This is a genomic window from Methyloceanibacter methanicus (assembly GCF_001723285.1).
Classification (GTDB): domain Bacteria; phylum Pseudomonadota; class Alphaproteobacteria; order Rhizobiales; family Methyloligellaceae; genus Methyloceanibacter; species Methyloceanibacter methanicus.
Genome location: NZ_LPWG01000012.1, coordinates 351,239 through 376,409, shown reverse-complemented (window position 1 = coordinate 376,409; position 25,171 = coordinate 351,239). Strand labels below are relative to the sequence as shown.

The 25,171-nt window shown below is 65.1% G+C and carries 23 protein-coding genes, 1 tRNA gene and 2 pseudogenes; 13 read left to right on the top strand and 13 right to left on the bottom strand.

Going from position 1 to position 25,171, the window contains the following annotated elements; genetic code table 11:
* Window positions 1-180 precede the first annotated feature (180 nt).
* The 3 genes from AUC68_RS16055 to dapA form a co-directional block, all read right to left on the bottom strand.
* On the bottom strand, window positions 181-612 hold the full coding sequence (locus tag AUC68_RS16055) for a redoxin domain-containing protein (RefSeq protein WP_244500508.1): 432 nt from the start codon (window positions 610-612) through the stop codon (window positions 181-183).
* 102 nt (window positions 613-714) lie between these two features.
* Window positions 715-1,185 carry an SsrA-binding protein SmpB gene (gene smpB / locus AUC68_RS11465; RefSeq protein WP_069437737.1) on the bottom strand — a complete coding sequence of 157 codons (471 nt, stop codon included), beginning with the start codon at window positions 1,183-1,185 and terminating at the stop codon, window positions 715-717.
* Between the two features lie 20 nt (window positions 1,186-1,205).
* Window positions 1,206-2,090 (bottom strand): 4-hydroxy-tetrahydrodipicolinate synthase, encoded by an 885-nt coding sequence (gene dapA / locus AUC68_RS11460; RefSeq protein WP_069437821.1) that lies wholly within the window; start codon window positions 2,088-2,090, stop codon window positions 1,206-1,208.
* A 387-nt stretch (window positions 2,091-2,477) separates the two neighbouring features.
* Here dapA and AUC68_RS16470 point away from each other — a divergent pair, with 387 nt between their 5' ends.
* The 3 genes from AUC68_RS16470 to AUC68_RS11445 all read left to right on the top strand — a co-directional run bounded on the left by AUC68_RS16470 (window position 2,478) and on the right by AUC68_RS11445 (window position 6,202).
* Window positions 2,478-3,122 carry a hypothetical protein gene (locus AUC68_RS16470; protein WP_141701238.1) on the top strand — a complete coding sequence of 215 codons (645 nt, stop codon included), beginning with the start codon at window positions 2,478-2,480 and terminating at the stop codon, window positions 3,120-3,122.
* A 49-nt stretch (window positions 3,123-3,171) separates the two neighbouring features.
* Entirely contained in the window at window positions 3,172-5,181 is a 2,010-nt protein-coding gene (locus AUC68_RS11450; RefSeq protein ID WP_069437735.1) for a lytic transglycosylase domain-containing protein, read from the top strand.
* Between the two features lie 133 nt (window positions 5,182-5,314).
* Window positions 5,315-6,202: an alpha/beta fold hydrolase gene (locus AUC68_RS11445; RefSeq protein ID WP_069437734.1), complete on the top strand. Its 888-nt coding sequence runs from the start codon at window positions 5,315-5,317 to the stop codon at window positions 6,200-6,202.
* A 34-nt stretch (window positions 6,203-6,236) separates the two neighbouring features.
* On the opposite strand, the gene AUC68_RS11440 is transcribed toward AUC68_RS11445, so the two are convergent.
* From AUC68_RS11440 to AUC68_RS11430, 4 genes and pseudogenes are all read right to left on the bottom strand, one after another.
* Window positions 6,237-6,557, bottom strand: coding sequence for a hypothetical protein (locus AUC68_RS11440; RefSeq protein ID WP_069437733.1), 321 nt, complete (start codon window positions 6,555-6,557; stop codon window positions 6,237-6,239).
* Complete coding sequence (locus tag AUC68_RS11435) at window positions 6,515-7,297, bottom strand: hypothetical protein (RefSeq protein WP_069437732.1); 783 nt, start codon at window positions 7,295-7,297, stop codon at window positions 6,515-6,517. The genes AUC68_RS11440 and AUC68_RS11435 overlap by 43 nt, the downstream gene beginning before the upstream one ends.
* A gap of 340 nt (window positions 7,298-7,637) precedes the next feature.
* A pseudogene (locus AUC68_RS16465) lies at window positions 7,638-7,776 on the bottom strand (DUF3096 domain-containing protein).
* A gap of 141 nt (window positions 7,777-7,917) precedes the next feature.
* The gene (locus AUC68_RS11430) at window positions 7,918-8,847 is read right to left on the bottom strand and encodes a YihY/virulence factor BrkB family protein (protein WP_069437731.1); all 930 of its coding nucleotides are present in this window, start codon (window positions 8,845-8,847) and stop codon (window positions 7,918-7,920) included.
* 94 nt (window positions 8,848-8,941) lie between these two features.
* Between AUC68_RS11430 and AUC68_RS11425 the strand changes: the two genes are divergently transcribed.
* The 3 genes from AUC68_RS11425 to AUC68_RS11415 all read left to right on the top strand — a co-directional run bounded on the left by AUC68_RS11425 (window position 8,942) and on the right by AUC68_RS11415 (window position 10,233).
* A tRNA-Ser gene (locus AUC68_RS11425) sits at window positions 8,942-9,031 on the top strand.
* A gap of 129 nt (window positions 9,032-9,160) precedes the next feature.
* Window positions 9,161-9,646, top strand: a complete 486-nt coding sequence (locus AUC68_RS11420; RefSeq protein WP_069437730.1) for a macro domain-containing protein — start codon at window positions 9,161-9,163, stop codon at window positions 9,644-9,646.
* Window positions 9,647-10,047: 401 nt separating this feature from the next.
* Window positions 10,048-10,233 (top strand): hypothetical protein, encoded by a 186-nt coding sequence (locus AUC68_RS11415; RefSeq protein ID WP_069437729.1) that lies wholly within the window; start codon window positions 10,048-10,050, stop codon window positions 10,231-10,233.
* On the opposite strand, the gene AUC68_RS11410 is transcribed toward AUC68_RS11415, so the two are convergent.
* The 3 genes from AUC68_RS11410 to AUC68_RS11400 form a co-directional block, all read right to left on the bottom strand.
* On the bottom strand, window positions 10,193-11,278 hold the full coding sequence (locus AUC68_RS11410) for a pentapeptide repeat-containing protein (protein WP_069437728.1): 1,086 nt from the start codon (window positions 11,276-11,278) through the stop codon (window positions 10,193-10,195). The genes AUC68_RS11415 and AUC68_RS11410 overlap by 41 nt on opposite strands.
* A gap of 239 nt (window positions 11,279-11,517) precedes the next feature.
* A complete protein-coding gene (locus AUC68_RS11405; RefSeq protein WP_069437727.1) occupies window positions 11,518-12,282 on the bottom strand; it encodes a TerC family protein in 765 nt (254 codons plus the stop codon).
* A gap of 232 nt (window positions 12,283-12,514) precedes the next feature.
* Window positions 12,515-13,867: an OprO/OprP family phosphate-selective porin gene (locus AUC68_RS11400; RefSeq protein ID WP_069437726.1), complete on the bottom strand. Its 1,353-nt coding sequence runs from the start codon at window positions 13,865-13,867 to the stop codon at window positions 12,515-12,517.
* A gap of 486 nt (window positions 13,868-14,353) precedes the next feature.
* On the opposite strand from AUC68_RS11400, the gene AUC68_RS11395 reads away from it, so the two are divergent.
* From AUC68_RS11395 to hspQ, 3 genes and pseudogenes are all read left to right on the top strand, one after another.
* The gene (locus AUC68_RS11395) at window positions 14,354-15,595 is read left to right on the top strand and encodes an FAD-dependent monooxygenase (RefSeq protein WP_069437820.1); all 1,242 of its coding nucleotides are present in this window, start codon (window positions 14,354-14,356) and stop codon (window positions 15,593-15,595) included.
* Window positions 15,596-15,702: 107 nt separating this feature from the next.
* Window positions 15,703-16,620: a lysophospholipid acyltransferase family protein gene (locus AUC68_RS11390; RefSeq protein WP_069437819.1), complete on the top strand. Its 918-nt coding sequence runs from the start codon at window positions 15,703-15,705 to the stop codon at window positions 16,618-16,620.
* 54 nt (window positions 16,621-16,674) lie between these two features.
* A pseudogene (gene hspQ / locus AUC68_RS16045) lies at window positions 16,675-17,005 on the top strand (heat shock protein HspQ).
* 144 nt (window positions 17,006-17,149) lie between these two features.
* On the opposite strand, the gene AUC68_RS11385 reads toward hspQ, so the two are convergent.
* On the bottom strand, window positions 17,150-17,620 hold the full coding sequence (locus AUC68_RS11385; RefSeq protein WP_069437725.1) for an invasion associated locus B family protein: 471 nt from the start codon (window positions 17,618-17,620) through the stop codon (window positions 17,150-17,152).
* Complete coding sequence (locus AUC68_RS11380; protein WP_141701237.1) at window positions 17,611-17,895, bottom strand: hypothetical protein; 285 nt, start codon at window positions 17,893-17,895, stop codon at window positions 17,611-17,613. Before AUC68_RS11380 ends, AUC68_RS11385 begins: the two co-directional genes overlap by 10 nt.
* Before the next feature lie 273 nt (window positions 17,896-18,168).
* Between AUC68_RS11380 and AUC68_RS17820 the strand changes: the two genes are divergently transcribed.
* The 4 genes from AUC68_RS17820 to AUC68_RS11365 all read left to right on the top strand — a co-directional run bounded on the left by AUC68_RS17820 (window position 18,169) and on the right by AUC68_RS11365 (window position 21,650).
* Entirely contained in the window at window positions 18,169-18,351 is a 183-nt protein-coding gene (locus AUC68_RS17820; protein WP_244500496.1) for a hypothetical protein, read from the top strand.
* A 35-nt stretch (window positions 18,352-18,386) separates the two neighbouring features.
* The gene (locus AUC68_RS11375; protein ID WP_244500495.1) at window positions 18,387-19,970 is read left to right on the top strand and encodes an extracellular solute-binding protein; all 1,584 of its coding nucleotides are present in this window, start codon (window positions 18,387-18,389) and stop codon (window positions 19,968-19,970) included.
* Window positions 19,971-20,020: 50 nt separating this feature from the next.
* A complete protein-coding gene (locus tag AUC68_RS11370) occupies window positions 20,021-21,085 on the top strand; it encodes an AMP-binding protein (protein WP_069437723.1) in 1,065 nt (354 codons plus the stop codon).
* Window positions 21,086-21,158: 73 nt separating this feature from the next.
* On the top strand, window positions 21,159-21,650 hold the full coding sequence (locus AUC68_RS11365; protein ID WP_069437722.1) for an AMP-binding enzyme: 492 nt from the start codon (window positions 21,159-21,161) through the stop codon (window positions 21,648-21,650).
* A gap of 10 nt (window positions 21,651-21,660) precedes the next feature.
* On the opposite strand, the gene mfd is transcribed toward AUC68_RS11365, so the two are convergent.
* Window positions 21,661-25,065: a transcription-repair coupling factor gene (mfd, locus tag AUC68_RS11360; RefSeq protein ID WP_244500494.1), complete on the bottom strand. Its 3,405-nt coding sequence runs from the start codon at window positions 25,063-25,065 to the stop codon at window positions 21,661-21,663.
* Window positions 25,066-25,171 lie beyond the last annotated feature (106 nt).

The following is a 25,171-nucleotide window of genomic DNA, read 5'->3' as shown; positions in this document are numbered from 1 at the left end:
GAACTCGCCGATGCGCTCGAGACCGCGCGCGCGAACGCAACAATCGCACGGCGGAATATCTCTTGGGTATGCCGCTTCTGTCGGACTATCTCGAGGAAGGTCTCAGCGCCTTGGGCTATTCGGTCGAGGACGCCGAAGACGACGCACTCGGCGATTGACCGGGCAGATTCCCGCCCCGCCTCACATCCCCGCTCGCAGCCAGTCGGCGACCTCGACGGGATGGGTCTCCGGATCGCGCACCGGATAGAAGACGTGTTCGGTCCGTCCATCCAGGACCACGAAGGTGAGTCGTTTCAGATAGCTGTCGCCGCCGGCTAGGAACGTGGGCAAACGGAGCGCCCGCGCCATGGCTCCTTCCGCATCGCTCAGAATGGGAAACGGGAGCCCCAAGCGCAGCGCCATCTCGCGCTGGTATTCGGTTGTCTGGCCGCTCAGGCCGAACAGCCGCGTGCCGGTCTTCGAGATCGCCCCAAAGATTTCGCGGAACCCTTCCAGTTCGGGCGTGGAGCCGTGGGCGCCGGGAATGTCGTCCCATTCCGGCGGATTGGGAGCGCCGGGGCTGCCGGTCCAGGGATAGACGGCGACGATGCTGCGCCCGGGCAGCGTGGCCAGTGTGATCTCCGCACCGTCCGTCGCAGACAGGGTGACGAGCGGCAGCGGAAGGCCGGGCGCAGATGGATGGGTGCGCTACGCTCCAGAGCCGCTCTCCAAGATCTATCCCTTCTCGCGCATGAGACGGCTCTTCTGACGGTCCCAATCCCGCTGCTTCTCCGTCTCGCGCTTGTCGTGGACCTTTTTACCGCGCCCGAGGCCCAGAAGCAGCTTGGCAATTCCGCGCGCATTGAAATAGAGGCGCAGCGGCACCAGCGCCATGCCCTGCCGTTGGATGGCGCCGAGCAGGTGCGCCATCTCCTTCTTTTTCAGGAGGAGCTTGCGGTGCCGCGTCGGATCGTGGCCGAACCGGGCCGCACCCGGATATTCGGCGATATAGGCGTTGATTAGATAGAGCTCGCCGTTTTCGTTGGAAGCATAGGACTCGGCGATGTTCGCCTTGCCCATGCGCAGCGACTTCACCTCCGACCCGGTGAGCACGATGCCAGCCTCGACCGTCTCCTCGATGTCGTAGTTGTAGCGGGCTCGTCTGTTCTCAGCGATGAGCTTCCCGCTCTCGCGTTTCGGCGCCATGGCCGTGCCCCTCCGGAGTCCTAGACGGGCTTCAGCCCGGCCGCTTCGATGGCCGCATCGACACGCTTGCGCGTCGCATCGGTGATCGGCGCCAGCGGCAGGCGCGTCGCCCCGCCGCACAGCCCGAGCTTTTCGGCGGCATACTTCACCGGTCCGGGGTTCGATTCCACGAACAGCGCTTCATGTATCGGCATCAAGCGATCCTGCAACTCCAGGGCCCGCTTGAAATTTCCGCCTAGGCACGCGAGCTGGAACTCCGAGCAGAGCGCGGGCGCGATGTTGGACGTGACCGAGATGCAGCCCACCCCGCCATGAGCCATGAAGGCGAGCGCCGTGGCGTCCTCGCCGGAAAGTTGGATGAACTCGGTGCCCATCGCCGCCCGCTGCTGGCTGACCCGCGCCAGGTTGGCGGTCGCGTCCTTCACGCCGACAATGTTCTTCAGCTTGAACAGCCGCGTCATGGTCTCCACGGACATGTCCACGATGCTGCGCCCGGGAATGTTGTAGATCACGATCGGGATGTCGGCCGCGTCGTTGACGGCCTTGTAGTGAAGATACAGACCCTCTTGCGTCGGCTTGTTGTAGTACGGCGTGACCACGAGCGCCCCATCGGCGCCCGCCTCCTTGGCGTGACGGGTCAGCTCGACGGCCTCGGCGGTCGAGTTCGAACCGGTTCCGGCAATCACCGGCACGCGTCCCGCGGCCGCCTCGATGCAGAGTTCGATCACGCGCCGGTGCTCGTCGTGGTCGAGCGTGGGCGATTCGCCCGTCGTGCCGCACGGCACAAGCCCGTGCGTGCCCTGATCGATCTGCCATTCCACAAATTTGCAGAAGGCGTCCTCGTCCACGGAACCGTCCTTGAAGGGCGTGATGAGGGCCGTAATGGAGCCCTGAAACGGCGGCATGGTCACAACTCAAACTCCTTGGCGCAATCGCTGGCGCACAGGCGGCAATCTCGGTTTCCTACGGGTCGGTGGGCCGGGACAATAGGAGGTCGGGATGGACCCGGCAAGCGGGCCGTCACGCATTTGCGCCTTTAGGATCGCGCCCGATCCGCAGGAGAGGATGGATGCGCGCTCCATGGGAAAAACGCGCGCCGCACGAGCACCCTAGAGGGCGGCTTCGCAGCCGATCTTATCCTCACGCACCCAACGCAGTCATCTTTCCGCCGAAATCTTTGAGACAGTGTAGAAATTCGTTAGACTACGCCGACTTGTTTCGTCGCGGCTCCTGGGTATCGGGGGGCGTACTGAGCGCTAGACGCGGGTCGTAGCCGGAAGCAATCGACGATCATGGAACGCACACACGCGTATAGAATCGCGCTTCTTTTGGCCTTTGCTTGGGCGGTTCCGGTTTGCGCCGACGCCAAGACGGAGGCGATACCGCTTCCTGCAAGAAACCCCGAACGCTCCCCTGCTGTTCCAAGCCCCGCACCAACGGCCGACGCATCCGCCGGGACGTTGTCCTCCGAGCCCGCCGCTTCGGACGCACTGGCACCGCAGAGCCTGCAATCCCAGGCTTCCGCCTCCGGTCAAACGCCGCCCGCAGGCGAAACGACCGCGACACGGACGCCGGCCCTGAGAGGTCCGGTCACGGAAGCAAGCGCGGCGGGGCCCACCCTTGCCGCCGAGACGGCGACCGTGACACCGAACGAGACAACGGCGACCAAAGTCTCGCAACAAGCCGCCGAAGCGACCACGATCGCGGCCATCCCGCAGGCCACCATGGAGCCGCAGTCGCCGTCTGCCGAGCCGGCATCCGAAAATGAGGATGCGGTCTCGGCGGAGCCGGACGACAAGGCCGACGGGGACAAGACCGCCGAAGGGGACGACAAGGCGGACGGCGAGGAAGACGGCGCAAAACTGGCCGCCGCGCCCGCTTCATTCATGCCGGACACCGTCCCGGAGCCGACCGTTCATCCCCGCCGCGACCAATGAGCCCGGCGCGCCCGAACCCGCGCTCGACTACGCATCGATCCTCAAACCGTTGCTCGAGTACAAGCTCGACAGCTCCGACGAAAGCCGCACGCGCTTCGTCATGCGCCACAAGGGCAGCGTCGATGAGACCACGCCCAAGATCGAGGATCCCGCGGCGCGGGATTTCGCGCTCTGGTACCGCTACAGCTATACGAAGAGTACGTATCTCGAGGCCGAGGCGGTCGAGGCGTACCGGAAGACCCATCCGATGTGGCCGCAGCTCGACCGGCTTCGCGAAAAGGCGGAAACGTCGCTCTTTCTCACGGACGCGTCCCCGGAACGCATCAAGGCCTTCTTCAAGGACTCCGAGCCCGAGACCGGCGCCGGACGCGCGGCGCTCGCCGGCGTCTATCTGAAGGAAGGCGACAAGGAGCGGGCCGAAGCCAGTGTCGACGCCGCGTGGCGCGAGGACGATCTCGAAGAAGACACGGAGCAGAAGATCCTCAGCGAGTTCGGCGACATGCTGGATGCGGACGATCACCGGGCACGCATCGACGTTCTTCTGTACCCGGACAAGTCCAAGGCGTGCAGTGCGGCCTTGCGTGTGGCCAAGCACTTGCCGGAGGCCGAGCAGAAAAAGGTCAATGCACGCGTGGCCGTGGTCAAGCGCAACGACAACGCGGGCAAGCTGCTCAAGGCGTTGCCGGACGACGCCGTCGAGGACGACCTCGGGCTTCGTTTCAACAACATTCAGTGGCTCCGGCGCACCAAGGATAAGGAGCAGCGGCTCATTGCCTGGAAGCTCCTGCTCGATGTTCCGCCGGAGCCCGACCTTCTTCTCGATATGAAGGAATGGTGGATCGAGCGCCGGGTCAACGTTCGGGCGGCCCTCAACGACGGGCAGCCCCGCACTGCCTATGAGATCGCGGCGAAACACGGCCTTGCCGCCGAACGGCAACATCTGGCCGACCAGTATGTGGAGGCGGAGTTTCTCGCGGGCTGGGTGGCGCTCCGCTATCTGGACGAGCCGCAAACGGCGCTGCGTCATTTTCTGTCGATGCGGCGCGGCGCGACCGACTCCCGGGATATCTCGCGCGCCGAGTATTGGCTAGGACGCACGGCGCTGGCTCTCGGCGACCGCGGTTCGGCCGCGGTGCACTTCCATGTGGCCGCGAAGTATCCACAGTATTTTTACGGCCAGCTCGGCCGCCAGGCGCTCGACCCGCGTCCGGCCCGGCTCGCGGTCACCGCGACGCCGGTCCCGACCCCGGAGGATATCGAGCGCTTCATGGGGCGTAATGCCGTCCGCGCACTGGGCGTGGCGCGCGCCGTCGGTGTGGAGTGGGTGACGCCGCAGTTCCTGCTGTCCCTCTCCCGCACGCTCGACAACGCGGCCGAGGTCGTGCTGCTGGCCGAGTTCGCCAAGGCGGTGGGGCACAAGCAAATGGCCCTGCGCCTGTCGAAGATCGCCTTCAATCGCGACCTGCCCATGGGCGACTACGCCCTGCCCGTCGGCGTGATGCCGTCTTTCAAGAGCCTCGTCGACGAACGGGTGGACCCGGCTCTGGTGCATGCGCTGTCCCGGCAAGAGAGCGAGTTCACGCCGCCGCCAAGAGCCCTGTTGGCGCCAGCGGCTGATGCAGCTGATGCCGCGACCGCACGCGGCGTCGCACGGCGGTACAAGGTTCAATATTCCCAGGCCAAGCTGACCAACCCCGCCTACAACACCCAGCTCGGCGAAGCCTTCCTCAACGATCTGATCACGAACTATGACGGCTCCTACTTCATGGCCCTTGCCGCCTACAATGCCGGTCCCGGACGCGTGAAGGAGTGGGTGGGCATCTATGGCGACCCGCGCGACCCCGACGTCGACCCCGTGGACTGGATCGAACGCATTCCGTTCACGGAGACGCGCCGCTACGTGATCAAGATCATGGAGACGCTGCAGCTTTACCGCTCCCGCCTGGCAGGGCCGGAGAATGCTTTGCACCTCGTCCAGGACCTCAACAGGGGCCGCCGGGTCCCGCCGTCCGAAACCGCATCCGTCCAACCGGTCTCGGAGGCGCCAAAATCGCCTTAAGGGGCCGAATAGGCGCTTGTGCGGTTGACTTTTCGAGGATTGATCCGCCATCAAGGGTGCGAAAGGCAGCGGCGCGCGAAACCGCGCATCGGACGGGTTCTCCAGACGGTGCCCCCCAAATCGGCGATGGACCATGCTTGAGCTTCAGAGCAAGCCTTGGCGCGACATATTCTATGAGTCCTCGGACGATCTGACGCTCTATGCGCGCCACTACCCGGCACCGGACGAGCGCTATCGCAGCGTCATTTGCCTGGCGGGCCTGACGCGCAATTCCCGCGACTTCCACAAGCTTGCCACCTATCTGTCGACGCATCCCGAAACGCCGCGGAACGTCTACTGCATCGACTATCGTGGCGCGGTCGCTCGGAGTACGATTCGAACTGGCGCAACTTACATCCCCACGGTGGAACTGGCCGACGTTCTGGACTTCCTGACGATTCAGGGACTGCACCAGGTCGGCATTGTCGGGACATCGCGGGGCGGCATCGTCACGATGCTGATGGCGGCCGCGCGCCCGACGGCCATGGGCCCCGTCGTGCTCAACGATATCGGCCCCGTGATCGAGACGCGAGGGCTCGCCCGCATCGTCAACTATGTCCGGCGCATGCCTTCGCCCAAGACATGGGCGGACGCCATGCAGATCATGCGCGAGATCAATGAGCGCGGATTCCCCGACTTCACCGATGCCCAATGGGATCAGATGGCGCGCAGCGTTTTCGAGGAGCACAAGGGCCGGCTCGTGTTGTCCTACGATCGAAAGCTTGGCAAGGCGATCGGCATGGTCGACCTCAGCCGCCCCTTTCCTCCGATGTGGCCGGAGTTCGTGGCCTTGAGCAAGATGCCGACCTTCGTCATTCGCGGCGAGCACTCCGACATCCTCAGCGCCGAGACGCTGAACGAGATGGTCGAGCGGCATCCAAACTTGCGGACCATGATCGTTCCCCACCAAGGGCATGCGCCGACGCTCGCCGAGCCCGACCAGGTCGAGGCCATCGCCTCGTTCTTCGCCGTCAACGATTAGGCGCCTTGGAAGCGCCGTCCCCGCGCGTGTTATCTCAGCGTCCGCCGCCGAGCGGAACGAGCGGCGGCAGCGCACCGCTTCGCCATCTCCTGCTGTCCTCGGGGACCGACTTGATGCGCGGAACGACTGTGGCCGCCACGTCTTGAGACGGCGCGGCCCTGGGTGCGAAGTTGAGCGGCACCGCCGCTTCCTTCCACTTGATGCTCTCCGATGTCGAGAACCGCTCCGGCAAATCCCGCCGAAGCTGGTAGGCGACGGCAACGGCCGTGCCTTGATCGGGCGCGACGCCTTCGATGCTTACAGCGACGCCGGTCAGCGCGACCTTGCCGGTCTCGAGCCGCGACAGCGCGCGCAAGGCCGCGGCAACAGCCTCGTCCCAGTTCTTCGCGCGCCGGAGGCCACTTCCAACCGGTCGTCCAGGCCCGGCCGCGCGAAAAGCTGCCGCGACAAGTCCCGCACGGTCTTGCGCGCATCCTCGCTCGGCACGCTTCCCGCGAGGCTCAGTGCATTCGGTCCGAGATCGGCTTCGAAAACGAACGGATTGGCGACGGGCGGCCGTACGCCGTCACCCGTCAGGGTCAGGCCCGCGGGCAACGGCCCGGCCAAGGCCTTCTTGATCTTTCCGTACTGGTCCGCATTCGCGGCCTGACCGGTCACCGTCAAACCGCGGTCGGTCAGACGCACCTTGCCCTTTGTCATTTGCGCGAGCTGTTGAAGGCCGAAACTCACCGCCGCCAGCCATTGCTCGCGCGGCGGCCCGGATTCAACCACTTCCACTTTTTCCTCGACCGCAAAATCGGGGAAATGGGCTTTCACCATGCCGAGCGCGGTCTGCCTGTCCTCTTCCGAGGGCACGGCCCCGCGGAGCGTGATCCGGGACCCGCTCCGATTGGCGGACCAAGCATAGCCGGGCGAATTGTTCTCATCGCTTGCCTTGTTCGCCTGATCGTCCGCCGCCTGATTCTGGTTCGCTTGGGCGCCTGCAGGGGGCGCGCCGTCTTCCGTCGCGGTCTCAGGCGCCGCAGCCGTCAGCGCACTCGGGAGCAATAGCACGAAAAGCGCAGCGGTCAGCACGAGCACACCCTGCAACCCCATCCCGCATCGAGATTCGTTGCGATGGCTCGTCGGACTCACGCGACTCGTTCGGCCCATCACTCGCTTCGTATCCCCATCATCGCCACTGGCAACTCGACAGGCCTGGCGGCGCGGCTTCAAGAGCCGTGCGCACGACGCCGTTTCAATCGACTGTGTAACATCGCCCGTATCCCGGCCGGCACCCTGCTCGACCTCAGATTCGGTTGAAGCAAAAAATATAGGCGATGCCAGCTCTGGGTTCCAGAGCGGTCTTTTTCTGCACGATTCCCGTAGCCGGGAAAAGCACCCCAGCAACTGGGGTGCTTTTCATCTTCTTCGATTGGACACTACACCCGCAAGACTATTGCAGATGTTGTGCAAGACCGATGATGCCGATCGCGATCAGGTAGATCGCGACGACATAGTTCAGAATTCTGGGCATAAGCAGAATGAGCGCCCGCGACGAGTGCAATCAACGGATTCAGTAGTACAGGATCCATATCTCTTGATTTGACCTCCCCCAGTTAGGCGCGCTGGCACGCAATGTCCGGCGGTGCACAGCATATTCGATCCGCCCTGGATTGTCCCCGCCGGAACGTCTCGAGGTCCCCAAGGGAACGCGGACGGCGGTCCGGCTCGACTCAGTTCGCCCGGGGTTCGGCACTCGGGATATGCCCGTCATCGTGCCGTTCGATGGCCGCGTTGATCTCCGCGCCGATCAGCACGATGTAGAACGAGATGTAGAGCCAGAAGAGCAGGATGATGACGGCACCGAGCGATCCGTACATCCTGTCGTAGTGGGCGAAGTTCGACACGTAGTACGAGAACCCGACTGACGCGAGCAGCCAGACCGACGTGGCGAAGAGCGAGCCCGGCGTAATCCAACGCCACTCCGGGTCCTCGCGGCTCGGGCCAAAACGATAGACCAGGGCGAGCAGAAACAGCGTCAGCAGGAAGAACACGGGCCAGCGCGCATACGTCACCAGCGATTGGAAGACCTGCGGGTGCCCGGTGTCGTCGAACAGGAGCGGCACGGACACGATGGCGAACAGCATGGCCGTGGCCCCGACGACCGCGATGACCGTGTAGCCGATCGCGGCGAGATAGAAATGCACGAAGCCGCGCCGCTCCGGTTGCCCATAGGCGATGTTCAGCGCGGAGAACATGGCTTGCGTGGCATGGTTCGCGCTCCAGAGGGCGACGAACAAGCCCGCTCCGAAGCCCCAACCAAGGGCCTGGCCGGATGTCTCGACGATGCGTTGGATCTGGTCGATCAGCATTGCGTAGGCCTGCGGCGGCAGAATCGTCTCGAACACATCGAACTGCCGTTCGACGTTCTCCGGGTTCGCCGTGAGGCCGTAGAGCGAGATCGAGGCAGTCAGCGCCGGGAAGATCGCGAAGAGCGCATAATACGCGCAGCCGGCGGACACCACGGACAGGTGATCCCGCCCTGACCTGAGGCCGACATCCTTCACGATGCTCCCGAACTGCTTCAGCCGCCCGGGCGGCTTGGCCGGATTCGCGGGCGCGGGCGCGGCGTTCTCCAGCGGTTGGTCGGGCTTGCGGTTCATGACCTCATGCAGCTATGTGTGCCTCCTGACTCCCAAAGAGACCGCGCTTCAGCGGCGAGCGCAAGAAGCGGCGCGGCGCGAGGCGGCACTTTCCGGAGGGGTGGCCGAGTGGTTGAAGGCACCGGTCTTGAAAACCGGCAGGCGGGCGACCGTCTCGTGGGTTCGAATCCCACCCCCTCCGCCAAACCTTAGGCCGCGCTTGTCGCGCCGATACACATCCTTGATCAGCCGCAAGGTCCGGACTAGCTTCGCCGCCTTATCGTGGCGGTTGCGGGCTCCCCGCCCCGCCTCCCCTAATTCATGAGGTCCAAAATTGATCACGAAAGTTCGCGGCGACATCCTTCTGAGTGAGGCCCAGGCCATTGCCCACGGTGTTGCGCCCCACGACCATTTCAACCAAGGGCTCGCCCTGGCCTTGCGCGAGCGGCATCCCGCCATGGCCAAGGACTTTCGCCACTATTGCCATCAGGACAATCCGAAGCCGGGGCATGCCTGGCTGTGGGCCGGACCCGAGCGGGTGATCATCAACCTGATGACCCAGGAGCCGGCGCCGGACAACCACGCCCATCCCGGCAAGGCCACGGCGCATAATGTCGGCCACGCGCTGAAGGAACTGCGCGCCATTCTCGAACGGGAGAAGATCTCCTCGGTGGCGCTGCCCAAACTCGCGACGGGCGTTGGCGGTCTGGATTGGGGCGAGGTCGAGCCGCTGATCGAGAGCCATCTCGGCGATCTCGGCATTCCCGTCATCGTCTACGAGTCCTACGAGAAGGACGCGAAAGCGGCCGAACCGGCCTAAGCCGCCACGGATCGCGCACGCGCCACACGCAGCGGCTATCGGGTCGCCGACCCGGGCCGCGCCCTCGTATGCGGGTACTGAAGAACCTCGAAGTTCTCGTCCGTAGACGGCGCTACGAAGTGGCGCGTGATGCGGTCGAACTGCGCGTCAGTTGCGGCGAACGGGTTGCCGCCTTCGGCGTTGCGGCGCCGCGTTTCTCGTATTCATACCGACGACCTCCTGCAGTCTCTCGAAGTGGCAGCCGAGACCTATGCACGAACCACGTCCCGGCTGCGGCACGTGGCGCGCCCTGCCCCGGTTCATGCACAGGTGTCGAGCGGCGGTCTGCATGCAACTGTCATCTTAATTGACGACAATCGGTAAGCCTTGTTGTCGGCCCCGGGACGCCTTAAGGACCTTCTATGGAAAAAGACAAGAAGACCCGCGATTTGAAGCTCGAGAGTTTTCTCGCCCGGGAGAGCGCGCGCCGGAAACGCGCCGCCGCCTTGAACGAGTCCCCGGACAGTGTCGACGAGGCGCTCGAGCGCCTTGTGGAGGAAGAACGGATCAGGCGCGACACCGACGAAGACACGCCCAAGAAGCGCTGACGGAAGCGCCGAACGACGCGGCGCAACCGCGCACGCTTCGACTCTGTACAGGGGACGGTGGGAACGGGAAAGCGACGCGCGGGTGGCGCCTAGGCGCGATCGCGCCATCTATTGTGAGGGCCCGCCGGTCCCGGCGGCCGACACGGCGGGGACCGCCCACAAGCCACGACACGTGCTTGCTCTCGTCCTGGCCGTCCGCGCCGTCGCGCGCCTCACGCCCGTTCGACCGCATCGATGCGGGCTGTACCGGCGGCTCCGGCGTATACGGCCGATGCTGTGGTCTCGTCGGCTCAGGATCAGGCTCGTAGACGGGGCTCGCCTCTGCGGGTGAGACATGTGGCTCCGCATGCGCCTCGGCTTGAGGCTCGACTTGAGGTTCGACTTGAGGTTCGACTTGGGACGCGCCCGCCGTCCGCATTGGCGCGGGCGCAAAGTAAGGCTCCGGCGCGGGTTCCGGCTCCGGCTCGTCGCGGAACGCCATTGGGGTCGGCTCCGCAGCCGCCTCGCCCGCGCTTTCCCGCGCGGTGTTCTCGGCCACGTCGCGCGCGGTCTGGATGTGGAGGACGCCCTGACCCACCGTCCAGATCGGCGGACACTCCAAGTCGTATGGCAGCACCGTGCCGAGATCGCCTTCCGCCTCGCCAATCTGATCGGTCGTCAAGCCGCGCACGTCGGACAGGCTGGCGCCACATAGATTGGTGGCCTTGAGGACGGCGCCGGCCATGCTCGCCCCGTCCAGTTGGGCGCCCGCGAGGTCCGCGCCGGTCAGATCGACGCCCTCGAGCCGCGCCCCGCGCAAGTCCGCATTGGTGAGGTCGCAGCCCCTCATATCCGCGCCAGTGAGGGTGGCGAAATACAGCGCGGCGTCCGTCAGCTGTGCCCGCGACAAGTTGATCGGCCCGCCATTCATGGGGCCCAACTGCCGATCCCCGATGCTCAGCGCTATGCCGCCAAGATCGGGCACGATCGACGGGTTCTCCGCGCGCCATGCGTTCCATGTGCGCGGGCCCCGACGCAGAATCTCTACGTGTTCTTGAATGGTCATGTCGCGACTCTGCGTACTACGGGAATGGTGATCCGCTCAACGCGATATTTTGTGCGCTGCGACTAAAAAATACGCAGCCGTCCCCATGAGCGTATGGCAACGGCGTAGCGGGCCCATGTAACAGTTTTCTAGCGATCGGCCGGTTGTCCACAAAACCCACCGGGTCATGTGCCATTTTCGGCGACATTCACCGCGGCCCGGGTGACGATTCTACCACTCTATTCGGATTTCGTCCGTGGTCATTCTTCCCCTGGCGGGGACGGCGGACCGTCGGCCGTATCGCGCTTGCGCCGTTTCTGGCTGGCCAGCACGTTGACGAACTCGACGCCGGCCGAGAACGCCATGGCGAAGTAGATGTAACCGCGCGGAATGTGGAAATGGAACGCATCGGCGACGAGCGCGGCCCCGATCAGCAGCAGGAACGACAGGGCCAGCATCTTGGTCGTCGGGTGGCGCTCGATGAAGGCCGCGACGGGGCCCGAGGCGACATACATCACGGCGATGGCCACGACCACGGCGGCGATCATCACCTCGATATGGTCCGCCATCCCCACGGCCGTGATGATGGAGTCCACGGAAAAGACGAGATCGATCACGGCAATCTGGATCACGGCCGCGGTCATGGACGTGACCAGGGGACCGGAGGTGCTCCCGTCATAGGCCCCCTCGATCCCTTCGTGGATCTCGCGGGTTCCCTTCACCAGGAGGAACAAGCCGCCTGCAAGCAGCACGAGGTCGCGCCAGGAAAAGGCGTACGCGCTGACCGTGAAGATCGGCGTGGTCATGTGAATGAACCAGGTGAGGAAGGCGAGCATGACGACGCGGAAGACGAGCGCCAGCGTCAGGCCAATGCGCCGCGCCGTGAGCTGCTGCTCCGGCGGCAGGCGCTGGACCATCACCGAGATGAACACGACGTTGTCGATGCCGAGCACGATTTCCATCGCACTCAAAGCCAGGAAGCTCGCCCAGACATGCGGATCGGTGAGAAATTCAACGAATGTCATGGAGGTCCGGCTGGCTTCGCGGCTGTTGCACCCGAGTCACCTGAATAACGCAACTGGCCATGCCTGGTCTATCGCCGGTTCGGCCCCGTGGGACCGGATGCGAAAAGGCCCACCGTGCGAAACCGGCGGGCCCCAATCGATCGGCCCCCTCTCGAAGAAAAGGCCGCCGCCCGGGACATGGGCGGCGGCAGTTCGGCGAAAGGGGGTATCTTCGCTTCTATAGTTCCTCGACTTACCAGTCGATCTGACCGCGCATTCCGAAGCCGGAGATGTCGGCGCCGTCGTTGTCGTTGAACGCACCGCCGATGTCCGTCCCGATGACGTTGAACATCAGCCGGGTGTAAGCGGTCGGGTACCAGTTCAGAGCAATCGTCCAGCCCTCTTCGTCGCCACACTGGTCGCAATCGTGACCGGCGGCGAGCAGTGCGGAGGCATCGGCACCGACGTCCACGCTATCCCAGCGGCCGGCGATTTCCCACGCGCCCCAACCACCGTTCCTGATGTCGAACGGATTGTTGGGCTTCACGCGGCCGAACTCGCCCTTCTTGGCCTCGTAGTTCCGCATGTCGTCCGTCAGGAAGACGCTGCCGAAGATGTACCAACCGGTGTAGTCGGGGTTGATGCTCCGGCCACCGGCCATGCGCTTGTACATCTGCGGCACGTCCGCAGACAGCTCGGCATATTCACCCTGGACCGAGAAGCGGCGGTAGACGGCGGCGCCTTCAAGGCCCCAGTACTGGTCAGATTCGCCGAGCGGCTCGGTTTCCACGAATTTGTCCGCCAGGTGAAGACCGGGACGGGCTTCGTAGTTGTAGAGCGCCGACACACCGTCTTCGGTGCCGTTGTTGCGGCTCCGATAGCTGGCGCCCAAGTGGACGATGGCGTCGTCGGTGTTAACCGGTGCGATCGTACCGCGGACGGCCCAGATCGACGGTCCATCATCCCAGACACCGTCGTCGCCGATATTGGGACCGTTGTAGCTCGACTGGAACGACCAGCCGAAATCGTCGTCGCTACCGGCGTGGACGCCGACACCGAGCGCGCGGGGCTCAGCCTCGAACGCTTCAATGAAGAAGGCCCGCTCCATGAAGGTGATGAAGCGCGAGCTGGTCATACCTTCCAGCGAGTTGGCGATCTTGAACTGACCGAACAGGATCTTGAGATTGTTCCAATCGCTGAACCCGGCATAGGCGATGTAGGCGTCCTTGACGTCCGTATCGTTGCCGGCGAATACGATCTCGAACTTGTAGTCCCAGTCGTACCAGATCACGCCCTCGACGCCGAGACGGGCGCGGCGGGCTTCCCAATCGTTGATGTCAGGATCGCCGGTGATCGGCTCGTCCTGATCGATCGAGTTGTAGTCGATCTGCAAACGGCCACGGACCTTGAAGCTGAACTTCCCGTCCTGGCTGGAAATTTTCGGTGCACCCTTCCAATCCACCTTGGGCTGGGACTTCTTGTAGTCCTCGAACTCCGCCCGGGTGATGTATTGCGCCTTGGCGGCCGGTGCGGCCGACGCGATGATTGCAAACGCGCTCGCGCTCGCAAACAAATAAAGACTTGCTTTCTTAAGTCCCCCGATCATGACCCCTCTCCACTCTGATAGAGTTAAGTTTTACATCTGGCTTCGTCGCCGGGTTGAGGCGATCTTGGTCCCCTCTCCAACTCAGCAATTCAGCGAGCCCGCTTCCTGCGAACCTCGGTAACCGTTCTATTTCCCGAGCGATGACGCGTGTGTGACACTCCGGCGACAGGGCGGATTTCGCGACCCTCCTGTTGCACATTGGCCACGGAGCGTTTCGGGCTTCATGAGCGGCTTCCTTCAAATGCTCTCAAAATCTCCATAGTGCATTGTTTTTATGTTATAATTTTTGTTTTTCAGGCGTGATCGACGCTTCGGAACCGTGTGATCGTTTCGGCAGCGGGGTGTACCCAGAGAGCCGTCCGCAAGGGCCCGTTCCTCGGAGGGAGCGACCTATTTTCCGAACTGGACGATCGGGCCGTCTTGACCCCAATCTTGGCCGTGCGTTGCGGCGCGCGCTGGGCTATCACGGGACCGGAAGGATGGAGCATGACCGCGCCCCGGAGGGACAGCCCGTTGTATGATGTCGTGGTGGTCGGCGCGGCCCGCCGGAACCGCGTCGGCCCTCGCGCTCCATCACGTCGCGCGGCGGTGGCGCTGGCCGGGCCCCCGCCTCCAACCGCGCTCCTTGCGCGGCCGGAGACGCGCACCGCAGCCTTGCTGACGAGCTCCGTCGACTTCCTGAAACGCCTTGGCGTCTGGGAGCAGCTTTTGCCCGATGCCGCCCCTTTGAGGGCGATTCGGATCGTGGATGGGTCCAGGAGCCTGCTCCGGTCGCCGGAGATCTCATTCGAGGCCCGGGAACTTGGCCTGGACTCGTTCGGCTTCAACATCGCGAACACCGCGCTGAATGCGGTGCTCTACGGCCGCGCGCAAGAGACCATCCCGCATATCGCGCCGGAGGCGATCGAGACCGTACGTCTCGACCCAGACCACGCCACGTTGACGCTGGAAAGCGGCGCGCAGCTCGCCGGGCGCCTGGTTGCGGGTGCGGACGGGCGCCACTCCGTGTGCCGGCAGGCGGCGAAGATCGAGACCCGGGACTGGCGCTACGATCAGGCCGCCATCGCGTCCAGCTTCCGCCACAGCCTGCCCCATGAGGGGGTCGCCACCGAGTTGCACCGCGAGGGCGGCTCGGTCACGAGCGTGCCGACGCCGGACCCGCACACCTCCAGCCTTGTCTGGGTCGGCGGCACAGCCGAGGCCAAGGGCCTGATGGAGCAAGACGAAATCGGCTTCGCAGCAAGCCTGCAGGACCGCTTCGACGAGACGCTCGCGCGTCATTTCCGATGTGGGCCCGCGGGCCTCGTTTCCCGTTGCGGGCCTCACCGCCAAGGCGCTCGCGGCCGGCGGACCGCCTTGATCGGCGAAGCGGCGCATATCATGGCGCCGATCGGGGCTCAGGGCCTCAATCTTGGGCTGCGCGACGCCGCCGCGCTTGCGGACTGCGTCGCGGACGCCTTGCGCCACGGGCGCGATCCTGGGAGCGCCCCCGTCCTCGCCCAATATGTCCGGGCCCGCCAGCTCGACGTCCTATCCCGGACGATCGGCGTCGACCTCTTGGGCCGCTCGCTCTTGACCACCCTTCTGCCGGTGCAGTTGGCCCGCAGCGCCGTCCTGACCGGGCTCAAGGCCTTCGCCCCGCTGAAGCGGCTGGTGATGCAGGCCGGACTTGCCCCGCCCGTCGATCTGCCGCGCCTCATGCGTCCGATCGAAACCATGTCCGCTTGACGGCGCTTGCGAGTTTCTTCAAGACGAAGCGCGTCCAGACGCCAGCCTTGAACCCGCATCGGCGCTTCCCGCGCACATCCCAAAGACCGAACGAAAGACAAAGACTTTTGGCGAATTCCCTCGACACGTCCTTCGCAACCGACCTGAAATACCGGCTCGAATACGCGGGCTTGCGCTTCCTGATCGGTCTGGTGCGGTTGGTGCCGCTCGACACGGCCTGCGACATCTCTGCCTTCTTCTGGCGCGTGCTGGGCAAGCGGAATCGCCGCCACAAGCGGGCCCTGACCAATCTGGAGCGGGCGTTCCCGGAGAAGACACCCGAAGAGCGCGAGCGAATCGCCATCGCCGCTTGGGACAATCTTGGCCGGGTGATGGTCGAGACCATGAATATCGACCGCATCATCAAGGACCCCACCCGACTGCACGTGACCAACGGCCATTGGATCGGCCGCTACAAGGACAAGATGGGGCCCGCCCTGATCGTCACCATGCATATGGGCAACTGGGAGATCGGCATGTGGCCGGTCACCCTCGCGGGCGTCCGGCCCGCGGGCGTCTACCGGTCCGTGAAGAATCCCTACGTCGACCGATACTTGCGCGAACAGCGCCAAGCCCTTTATCCAGGTGGACTTTTTGGCCGAGGCCGGACGGCCGGCGACGACGAAACCCAGAAGACGGCGCGCCTCATCATGGACTATGTCCGCCAAGGCGGGCGGCTGGGCTTCATCTCCGACCTTTACGACCGGAACGGCATCGAGGTGCCGTTTTTCGGCCATCTCGCCAAGAGCATGCCTATCGCGGCGATGATCGCGCGCCGGGTCGGCGCCCGCATCTGGATCGGCCGCTGCGTACGGATTGGAAACCGATCGGTTTTCGACGTGAACGTCAACGAGTTGCGAATCCCCCGGACCCAGAACCAGGCCGAGGACATTCGCGCGATCACGGCCGCCATCCAGCGCTATTTCGAAGCCTGGATCCGGGAGAACCCGGAACAGTTCATGTGGTCAAATCGACGCTGGTCCTGAGGCGCCGCCGTCGCGCGTGACAGCGTGTGCGCCGCGCGATCATATCGTCAGGCGATGTCTACAGTTCGAAACGCGCGATATCAGATCGGTCAGGTGGTGCGGCACAGGGTCTACCCGTTCCGCGGCGTCATCTTCGACGTGGACCCGACCTTCTCCAATACCGAAGAGTGGTATGCTTCGATCCCCGCGGAGGTGCGCCCCGCCAAGGACCAGCCCTATTACCATCTTCTGGCCGAGAACGCGGACACCGAGTACGTCGCTATGTCTCCGAGCAGAACCTGCTGCCGGACGAATCCGGCGAGCCCTGCGGCATCCGCAAATCCCCGAGTTCTTCGAAGACCTGAGGGACGGCGTCTTCCGCTTCCGTTTCGTGCAGGAGCACTAGCCGCCGGCCTTGCCGTCATCGGCCTTGCGGTGGCGAGCGGTGCCGCCGCCGCCCGTTTCGGCAACGCGCCGCAACCGGGACCCGCGCACGAAAAGGGCCGCGCGGGAGACCCGGCGCGGCCCAATCCATGTTCGATTGTTGCGGCTATTGCTGCGGGGCGGCCGGCGCTTGCGGAGCGGCACCGGGCTGACCGGCAGCGCCTTGACCCTGACGGGCCTTGGCGGCCAGCTCCTGCTGACGCTTACGGAACATTTCCATCAGCTGGCGGCGTTGCTCCTCGTACACCTGGTTGTCGACCGGCGGGCCGTCAAAGGCTTTGGTGAAACCGGTCAGCGGCACCGGGAAGCCCATCGTCTTCTGCTGGATGTTCATGGCGGCAACGACCATCTGATTGCCCGCGCGCATCTTCTGCAGGAGGTCGTCGGTGAGTTCCATCTGCACCTGGCAACTGGTCGGGAAGCAGATCGAGTATTGCAGCTGGATGGGCTGCTGCTCGTCGATGCGAATCTGCACGCCGGCGGGCATCACCAGCGCGTAAGCCGTCGGCACACGGATGAGAAGCTGCTTCTTGTCCTCGCCTTCCGCGACGCGCACGGCCGCGGCGATCAGCACCATGCCTGTATTCGGCTCGAGGCCTCATGGTTGATCAAGCAAATCTGTTTGCTGCCCGTCTGCTCGTTCTTCATGCAAAGCTTGACCCAGGCGTCCTGAGCGACACCCGCGGCGCCGGCCGCCGGGGCGCCCTTTGGCGCGGCGGAAGAATTGGGCTGCTGGGCCATCGCAACAACGCTGGCAGAGGTTACGCCGAGCGCCAGAAGACATACGCCCAACACGGTACGCGCCGCGTCGCGGCGAAAGTAGTTCCAGCGATCCTTGGACCAGATCATCAACGACCTTTCCTCTCTATTCTGCGGGCTTGCAAAGGCCTGCCTGCCCAAATCGGTGCCCGTTCTTCAAAACTAGGGTCAATACCCGAAATGCGGCGCGGGCGTGGCTAATGACCGCTGACTCGGGCTTGCCGTACTCTCTGCCTTCCAATGGATTAGACTGGGGAAGGATTCGGTCCGGCATAAGAATTCGTGATCAGGAATGTTACCCTTAACCACATAGCGTAACACGCTGGCATCTATAGCCATCCAAGGTCATCGTTGAAAGCCCCTATTTTGCTTCTGACCGCGGGTCTCCTGCTCTTGCCGGGCGGGGCCCTGGCGGACCCGAAAGCCGGACTGGCCATGCATGGCGAGCCCCGGGCTGAGGCTGATTTTACGCACTTTTCCTATGTCAATCCCGATGCGCCCAAAGGCGGCCGCGCCCGGTTCGCCAAGCAGGAAGCTTCGATAGCCTGAACCCTTTCATCGTCAAGGGCGTGTCTGCGGACGGCATGCGCGAGTATGTCTACGAGACCCTGATGGCGCGGGCCTACGACGAGCCTTTCACGCTTTACGGCCTCATTGCCGAAACGGTCGAGACGCCCCCGGACCGGTCCTGGGTCGAGTACAATCTGCACAGGGACGCGAAATTCTCCGACGGCACGCCGATCACCGTGGACGACGTCATCTTCTCCCATGCGGTCCTGCGAGACCGCGGGCGCCCCAATCACCGCTCCTACTACAAGAAGGTCACAAAGGTCGAAAAGACGGGCGACCGCTCCGTGCGCTTCACCTTCGACGGCTCCGGCGACCGGGAAATGCCGCTCATCATGGGGCTCATGCCCATTCTGCCGCGTCACGCCCTCACGCCCGAAGCCTTCGAGGCGACCACGCTCGCTCCACCCATCGGCAGCGGCCCCTATGTCGTGGACGAGGTCGATCCGGGCAAGAGCATCACGTACAAGCGCAACCCCGACTATTGGGGGCGCGATCTACCCGTCAATCGCGGGCGCTATAACTTCGACGAGATCCGCGTCGACTATTTCCGGGATGCAAGTTCGCTCTTCGAGGCCTTCAAGTCCGGGCTTGTGGACATCCGCGACGAACTCTCGCCGAATCTGTGGGCGGAAGGCTACGACTTCCCCGCGCTGCGCGCAGGAAAGGTCGTCACGGAGGCGCTTCCCATCGAAACGCCGGCGGGCATGTCCGCCCTCGTGTTTAACACGCGCCGGCCGCAATTCGCCGATCCCCGCGTGCGTCAGGCCCTGATCCGCCTGTTCGACTACAAATGGGTCGACCGAACGCTCTATCACGACCTGTTCGCCTATTCGCAGAGCTATTTCGCCCGGTCCGAACTGTCCTCCCATGGGCGCCCGGCGGACGCGAGGGAACGCGCGCTTCTGGCGCCCTTCCCGGACGCCGTGAAGCCCGAGATCATGGACGGGACCTTCTCGTTCGCGGCCAGCGACGGCTCCGGCCAAAACCGGGAGGGCCGCATCGCCGCGCTCGAGCTCCTGCGAGAGGCCGGCTATGTCTTGAAGGACGGCACGCTCGTCAATGCCGAGACCGGCGAGCCCTTCACCTTCGAGATCCTGGCGCGGACCCGTGCGCAGGAGCGCCTGCTGCTCACCTATGCGGGCGCGCTGAAGCAGGTGGGAATCGACGTGCGCATCCGGCAGGTCGACTCCGCGCAGTACGAACGCCGCAAGCAGACCTTCGAGTTCGACATGATCCCCAACTATTGGGGCGCGTCGCTGTCCCCGGGCAACGAGCAATCGTTCCGCTGGGGCAGCAAGGCGGCCGAGACCCAAGGGTCCTTCAACCTGGCCGGGGTCCGGAGCGAAGCCGTGGACGCCATGATCGCGGCCATTCTCGGGGCCAAGACGCGGGAGGACTTCGTCTCGGCCGTGCGCGCGCTGGATCGGGTCCTGCTGTCCGGTGACTACGTGGTCCCGTTGTTCTATCTCCCGGAGCAATGGGTGGCGTATTGGACGAAGCTGAAACGCCCGGACGAAACGCCGCTTTACGGCTACCAGATCGACGCTTGGTGGTACGACAAGGATCGGGACACAGGCGACGGGACGCGAGAGCCCTAGCGACCGAGGACCGAATCTGAACCCATGTCTTGAACCCATGTCATAAGCCCATGACCACGCTAGCCGCGCCACAGCACGAAAGGCCTCAGGACAGCGCCCGCATCACGCCTGCGGGGCTGCTGCGCCGCCGTGCCCGGCAGATGCCCGGGGCTCTGGCGCTGCTCGACCCGCCGAACCGCCGCTCCCTCGTCCCACCGGCATCGAGGCTCCCGTCTGCGGCAAGTCTCCCGTCCGCGCCAAGGCGCCTGTCCTATGGGGACGCGGATGCGGCCGTCGACGCCCTGGCTGCGTATTTCGAGCAACTCGGCCTCATGCCGGGCGACTGCCTTGCGGTGCAGCTCCCGAACCTGATCGAGTCCCCGTTGACGCTGTTGGGCGCCTGGCGGGCTGGGCTGAGCGTTGCCGCCGTCCCCATGCTGTGGCGCCGCACCGAGGTCGCGCGGGTCTGCGACATGCTGGAGCCTGCGGGCCTGGTCGGCATATCCACGTATGGCGGAGACCGCCCGGCCGCACTTTTGCGCGACGTGGCCGCCACGCGGCTTTCCGTACGCTTCGTGATGGGCTTCGGTCCGGACCTGCCCGACGGGGTCTCGTCTCTGGACGATGCCATCCTGGACGGGCCTACGCCCGGCTTCGCCCCCCGCGCCTGCACGGGTCCGGCGCTCGTCACCTTTACCGCGCGCCCGGGCGCCCCCCTCGTTCCCCTCTTCCGGCACGAAGACGATCTGCTGCTGCAAGGAGCGATGAGCGTCATGGCGCTTGGCCTCGACCGCCACGACATCCTGTTGAACCCCTATCCCCTCACCGGCCCCGTCAGCATCGCGGCCGGCCTCGCGCCCTGGCTGATCGGGGGCACGGCGCTCGTGCAGCACGATCCGTTCGACTACGACGTACTCGTGCAGCAGATCCTGAGCACGGACGCCACCGCGACCGCTCTCCCGGGCACGGTCCTGGACCGCGTCACGGAGGATCGCGTCTTCGCCGATCCGCAATGCAAGCTCCGTCATGTAGGTCGTGTCTGGGCCGCACCCAAGCTCGCCGAGCGCGCCGGGTCCGGCCCTCCGGACGACCGGGGCGCCTCGATCTCTATCCGCTGGGCGATCTCGCCTGCCTGATCGAGCGCTCGGGCAACCCGGCCGACCGGGGCACGCTCCCGTCAGGCGCCTCGAGATCGCCGATGGCGCAGACGTGACGGCATTTGTCGAGACCCGGCTGACGAACGGCACCGAGACCTCGGCCAAGGATATCTCCGTTCGCGGGCCCCTGGTTCCGCGCGGCCGCGCCCACGGCCCCGCCGCGCGTGACGCCGACGGGTTCGTCAAGACGGGACTGCATGGCGAAACGCGCAATGGCCGCCTCGTCGTCTCCCGCGATCCCGAGCTCGTCTATCATGGGGGCTTCACGATTGCCGCGTCCGAACTCGACGGGCTCTATCAGGCGTTCCCCGAATTTCTCGACGCAGCCGCGTTCGTACTGCCCGACCCCGTGGTGGGCGACCGGATTTTCGCCGCCGTCGTGCCGGCGCCCTCCGTCGGCGTCTCGCTGGCGGCGCTGCACGATTTCCTCGCCGAACGGAGCGTGGCGCCCTACAAGTTCCCGGACAAGCTTCTCGTGGTTCCGGAAATTCCGCGCGACGACGGCGGTGCCGTGCTGCGCGAGGCGATCCTGAAGCAGGTCTAGCTGCGCGCGCCTAAGCCGCTTCCTTGGCCGCGCCGGCGATCTTGGCGAGCTCTTTCAGGAAGTCGCGCGCGCCGATGAGCCGGTCCTCGGGCGTCGGCCAGTTGCCGTAGAAGATCAGCTTGTGGTCCGGCTGCAGCTTTACCTTACGCGCATATTTGCTGATGAAGCGGATGAGGCCTTCTGGGTTGGCGAAGGTGTTGTTGCGGAAGGCGATGACGGCGCCCTTGGGCCCCGCATCGATCTGCTCGACGCCCGCCTGACGGCACAGCCCCTTGATCTCCACCACGTCGAGGAGATGGCGCACTTCGTCCGGCAACGGACCGAACCGGTCGATCAGCTCGGCCGCGAAGGCCTCGATGGCCTCCTGGGTCTCCACGCCCGACAGACGCCGGTAGAGCCCGAGCCGGACCTGAAGATCGGGCACGTACGCCTCCGGGATCAGCACCGCCGTTCCGAGATTGATGCGCGGGCTCCATTGATCCTCGACCATCGCGCCGCTGCCGTCCTTCAAGGCCGCGACGGCCTCCTCCAACATGGACTGGTAGAGCTCGAAGCCGACCTCGCGGATATGGCCGGATTGTTCTTCGCCAAGGAGATTGCCCGCACCGCGTAAGTCGAGGTCGTGACTGGCGAGGATGAAGCCCGCGCCCAGCGTATCGAGCGATTGCAGCACCTTCAGGCGCTTCTCGGCCGCCGGCGTGATCCGCGCATCGACGGGGATCGTGAAATAGGCATAGGCGCGGATCTTGGAGCGGCCGACGCGGCCCCGAAGCTGGTAGAGCTGGGCGAGACCGAACCGGTCCGCGCGATAGACGATCAGCGTGTTGGCGGAGGGAATGTCGAGCCCGCTCTCGACGATCGTGGTGGACAGCAGCACGTCGTATTGCCGGTCATAGAACGCGTTCATCACGTCGTCGAGCTCGCTCGCGCTCATCTGCCCGTGCGCCCGTGCGACCTTGAGTTCCGGCACGTGTTCCTGCAGGAAGGCGCCGGCCTCGTCGAGATCGGAAATGCGCGGCACCACGAAGAACGTCTGCCCGCCCCGGAACCGTTCACGTAGAAGCGCCTCACGCAGCGTCATGGGATCGAACGGGGCCACATAGGTGCGCACCGCCAACCGGTCCACGGGCGGGGTCGCGATCAGCGACATCTCCCGCACGCCCGACATGGCGAGCTGCAGCGTGCGCGGAATGGGCGTGGCGGTCAGCGTCAATACGTGCACGTCCTCGCGCAGCTCCTTCAGCCGCTCTTTGTGCTTCACGCCGAAATGCTGCTCCTCGTCGATGATCAGGAGCCCGAGATCGGCGAAGGCGATCGACTTGCCAAGCAGCGCATGGGTGCCGATGACGATGTCGATATCGCCCTTCTTCAGCCCTTCCTTGGTCGCGCTTAGTTCCTTCCCCGAAACGAGGCGCGAGGCTTGGGCGATGCGCACCGGGAAGCCGCGGAACCGCTCCTCGAACGTATTGAAGTGCTGCCTGGCCAGGAGCGTCGTCGGCACCACCACGGCCACCTGCTTGCCCGCCAGGACCGCCACGAGGCTTGCTCGAAGCGCCACTTCGGTCTTGCCGAAACCGACATCGCCGCAGACCAGGCGATCCATGGGCCGTCCGCTCGCCAGATCGTCCAGCACCGCGTTGATGCTGGTCATCTGGTCCTCGGTCTCCTCGTACGGGAAGCGCGCGGCGAACTCCTCGTAGGTGCCGTCCGGAGGCGCGAGTGTCGGCGCGGTGCGCAGTTCCCGCAAGGCCGCCACCTTGATGAGTTTCTCGGCCATGTCGCGGATGCGCTGTTTCAGCTTGGCCTTGCGCGACTGCCAGGCGACGCCCCCGAGCTTGTCGAGAACGACGCTGGTCTCGTCCGAACCGTAGCGGGTCAGAAGCTCGATATTCTCGACCGGCAGATAGAGCTTGTCGTTGCCTTGATAGTGGAGCTCCAGGCAATCGTGCGGCTCGCCCGCCGCCTCGATCGTGCGCAGGCCCACGAAGCGCCCGATGCCGTGATCGGCGTGCACGACGATGTCGCCGACCGCGAGGCTCGAAGCCTCGGTCAGCGCGTCGGAGGCCTTGGGCTTGCGCTGCTTGCGAACCAGCCGGTCGCCCAGAATGTCCTGCTCGCCGACGACCGCGATGCCGGGCGCCTCGAACCCGGTCTCCAGCGGCAGCACGGCCACGGACACCGCATCGTGGGGTGCCGCGACCGCGTCCGGAAAGGTCTCGACGCGCACCGTCTTGTCCAGGCCATGCTCCGCCAGGAGCGCGGCGAGCCGTTCGCGCGCGCCCCCGCTCCAGCAGGCCACGATCACGATCTTCTTCGCGGCAATCAGTTTCTTGGCATGGGCCACGACCGCGTCGAAGACATTGGCACCTTCTGTTTGGCGTTCCGGCGCAAAGGATCGTCCTTGCCTGCCGCCAAGAGACACGATGGCGATGTCGTCGGCTTGCGGCCGCTCGAACGTATCGAAGGCTATGACATGGGGCGCGGCCTTCAGCCGGTCCTGCCACTCGGCTTCGGTCAGGAACATGGCGCCGGCCGGCACCGGATGATAGGGCGGCGCGCCGAACGCCTTCCGCTCCAGGGCTTCCGCGCGCGCGTCGTAGTGATCGGCCACCTGTTCCAGCCGGCTCTCGCGTGCATCGTCCGACAACGGATCGAGTGTCACGACGGCGCCGGGCAGATAATCGAATAGCGTGTCGAGCGAATTGTGGAAGAGCGGCAGCCAGTGCTCCATGCCCTGATGCTGGTGGCCCGCGGAGATCGCCTCGTAAAGGGGATCGTCTCCGGTCACCGGACCGAACAGCGCCACGTAGCGCTGGCGGAAACCGCTGCGCACCTCGGGCGTCAGCGCCACCTCGCTCATGGGCAGGAACGCGATCGCCTCGATCCGGGATTCGGTGCGTTGCGTTTCGGGATTGAAGGCGCGGATCGACTCCAGCGTATCGCCGAAGAAGTCGAGCCGGACGGGCTGTCCGCCCGGCGGATACAGATCGAGGATGCCGCCCCGGACCGCATATTGCCCCGCATCGGTCACCGTGCCGGCGCGGGCGTAACCGGCCGTCTCCAGCCGCTCCACAAGCTTTCCCATATTGAGGACGTTGCCGGCGCGGAGGCTCAAACTCGACGCCGCGATGAAGCTCTTCGGCGGCACGCGCTGGACGACGGCGTTGACCGACGTCAGCAGGACGAGCGGGGTCTTGTCGCCCTCCTCCCGGCCCGCGAGCGCCGACAGGGTTTCGATCCGATCTGCGACGATCTCCGCGTTGGGGCCGACCCTGTCATAGGGCACGCTGTCCCAAGCGGGGAAGCTCAGCACGCGTATATCGGGCGCGAAGAACCCGATCGCCTCCTCGAGGGTCGCAAGCCGGTGGCCATCCCGCGTCACATGGAGGATGGGCGCGCCCGCATGCCGGGCCAACTCGGCCAGCAGCAGCGCATCCAGGCCTCGGGGACGCCGCCGGCGATGGCGCGCTGTCCGCCCAAGAGGCGGTCGACAGGCAAGGATGGCATTGGCGCTTTGGGAC

Bases quoted from the DNA above. Each gene is read 5' to 3' on its own strand.
- AUC68_RS11445 (WP_069437734.1), top strand. From the start codon at position 5,315: ATGCTTGAGCTTCAGAGCAAGCCTTGGCGCGACATATTCTATGAGTCC.
- AUC68_RS11375 (WP_244500495.1), top strand. From the start codon at position 18,387: ATGCGCGAGTATGTCTACGAGACCCTGATGGCGCGGGCCTACGACGAG.
- AUC68_RS11415 (WP_069437729.1), top strand. From the start codon at position 10,048: ATGGAAAAAGACAAGAAGACCCGCGATTTGAAGCTCGAGAGTTTTCTC.
- AUC68_RS16470 (WP_141701238.1), top strand. From the start codon at position 2,478: ATGGAACGCACACACGCGTATAGAATCGCGCTTCTTTTGGCCTTTGCT.
- AUC68_RS11435 (WP_069437732.1), bottom strand. From the start codon at position 7,297: ATGGGGTTGCAGGGTGTGCTCGTGCTGACCGCTGCGCTTTTCGTGCTA.
- dapA (WP_069437821.1), bottom strand. From the start codon at position 2,090: ATGCCGCCGTTTCAGGGCTCCATTACGGCCCTCATCACGCCCTTCAAG.
- AUC68_RS11395 (WP_069437820.1), top strand. From the start codon at position 14,354: ATGACCGCGCCCCGGAGGGACAGCCCGTTGTATGATGTCGTGGTGGTC.
- AUC68_RS11405 (WP_069437727.1), bottom strand. From the start codon at position 12,282: ATGACATTCGTTGAATTTCTCACCGATCCGCATGTCTGGGCGAGCTTC.
- AUC68_RS11430 (WP_069437731.1), bottom strand. From the start codon at position 8,847: ATGAACCGCAAGCCCGACCAACCGCTGGAGAACGCCGCGCCCGCGCCC.
- AUC68_RS11385 (WP_069437725.1), bottom strand. From the start codon at position 17,620: ATGGTGCTGATCGCCGCGGCCGTGCGCGTCGCGGAAGGCGAGGACAAG.
- AUC68_RS11370 (WP_069437723.1), top strand. From the start codon at position 20,021: ATGACCACGCTAGCCGCGCCACAGCACGAAAGGCCTCAGGACAGCGCC.
- AUC68_RS11410 (WP_069437728.1), bottom strand. From the start codon at position 11,278: ATGACCATTCAAGAACACGTAGAGATTCTGCGTCGGGGCCCGCGCACA.
- AUC68_RS11400 (WP_069437726.1), bottom strand. From the start codon at position 13,867: ATGATCGGGGGACTTAAGAAAGCAAGTCTTTATTTGTTTGCGAGCGCG.
- smpB (WP_069437737.1), bottom strand. From the start codon at position 1,185: ATGGCGCCGAAACGCGAGAGCGGGAAGCTCATCGCTGAGAACAGACGA.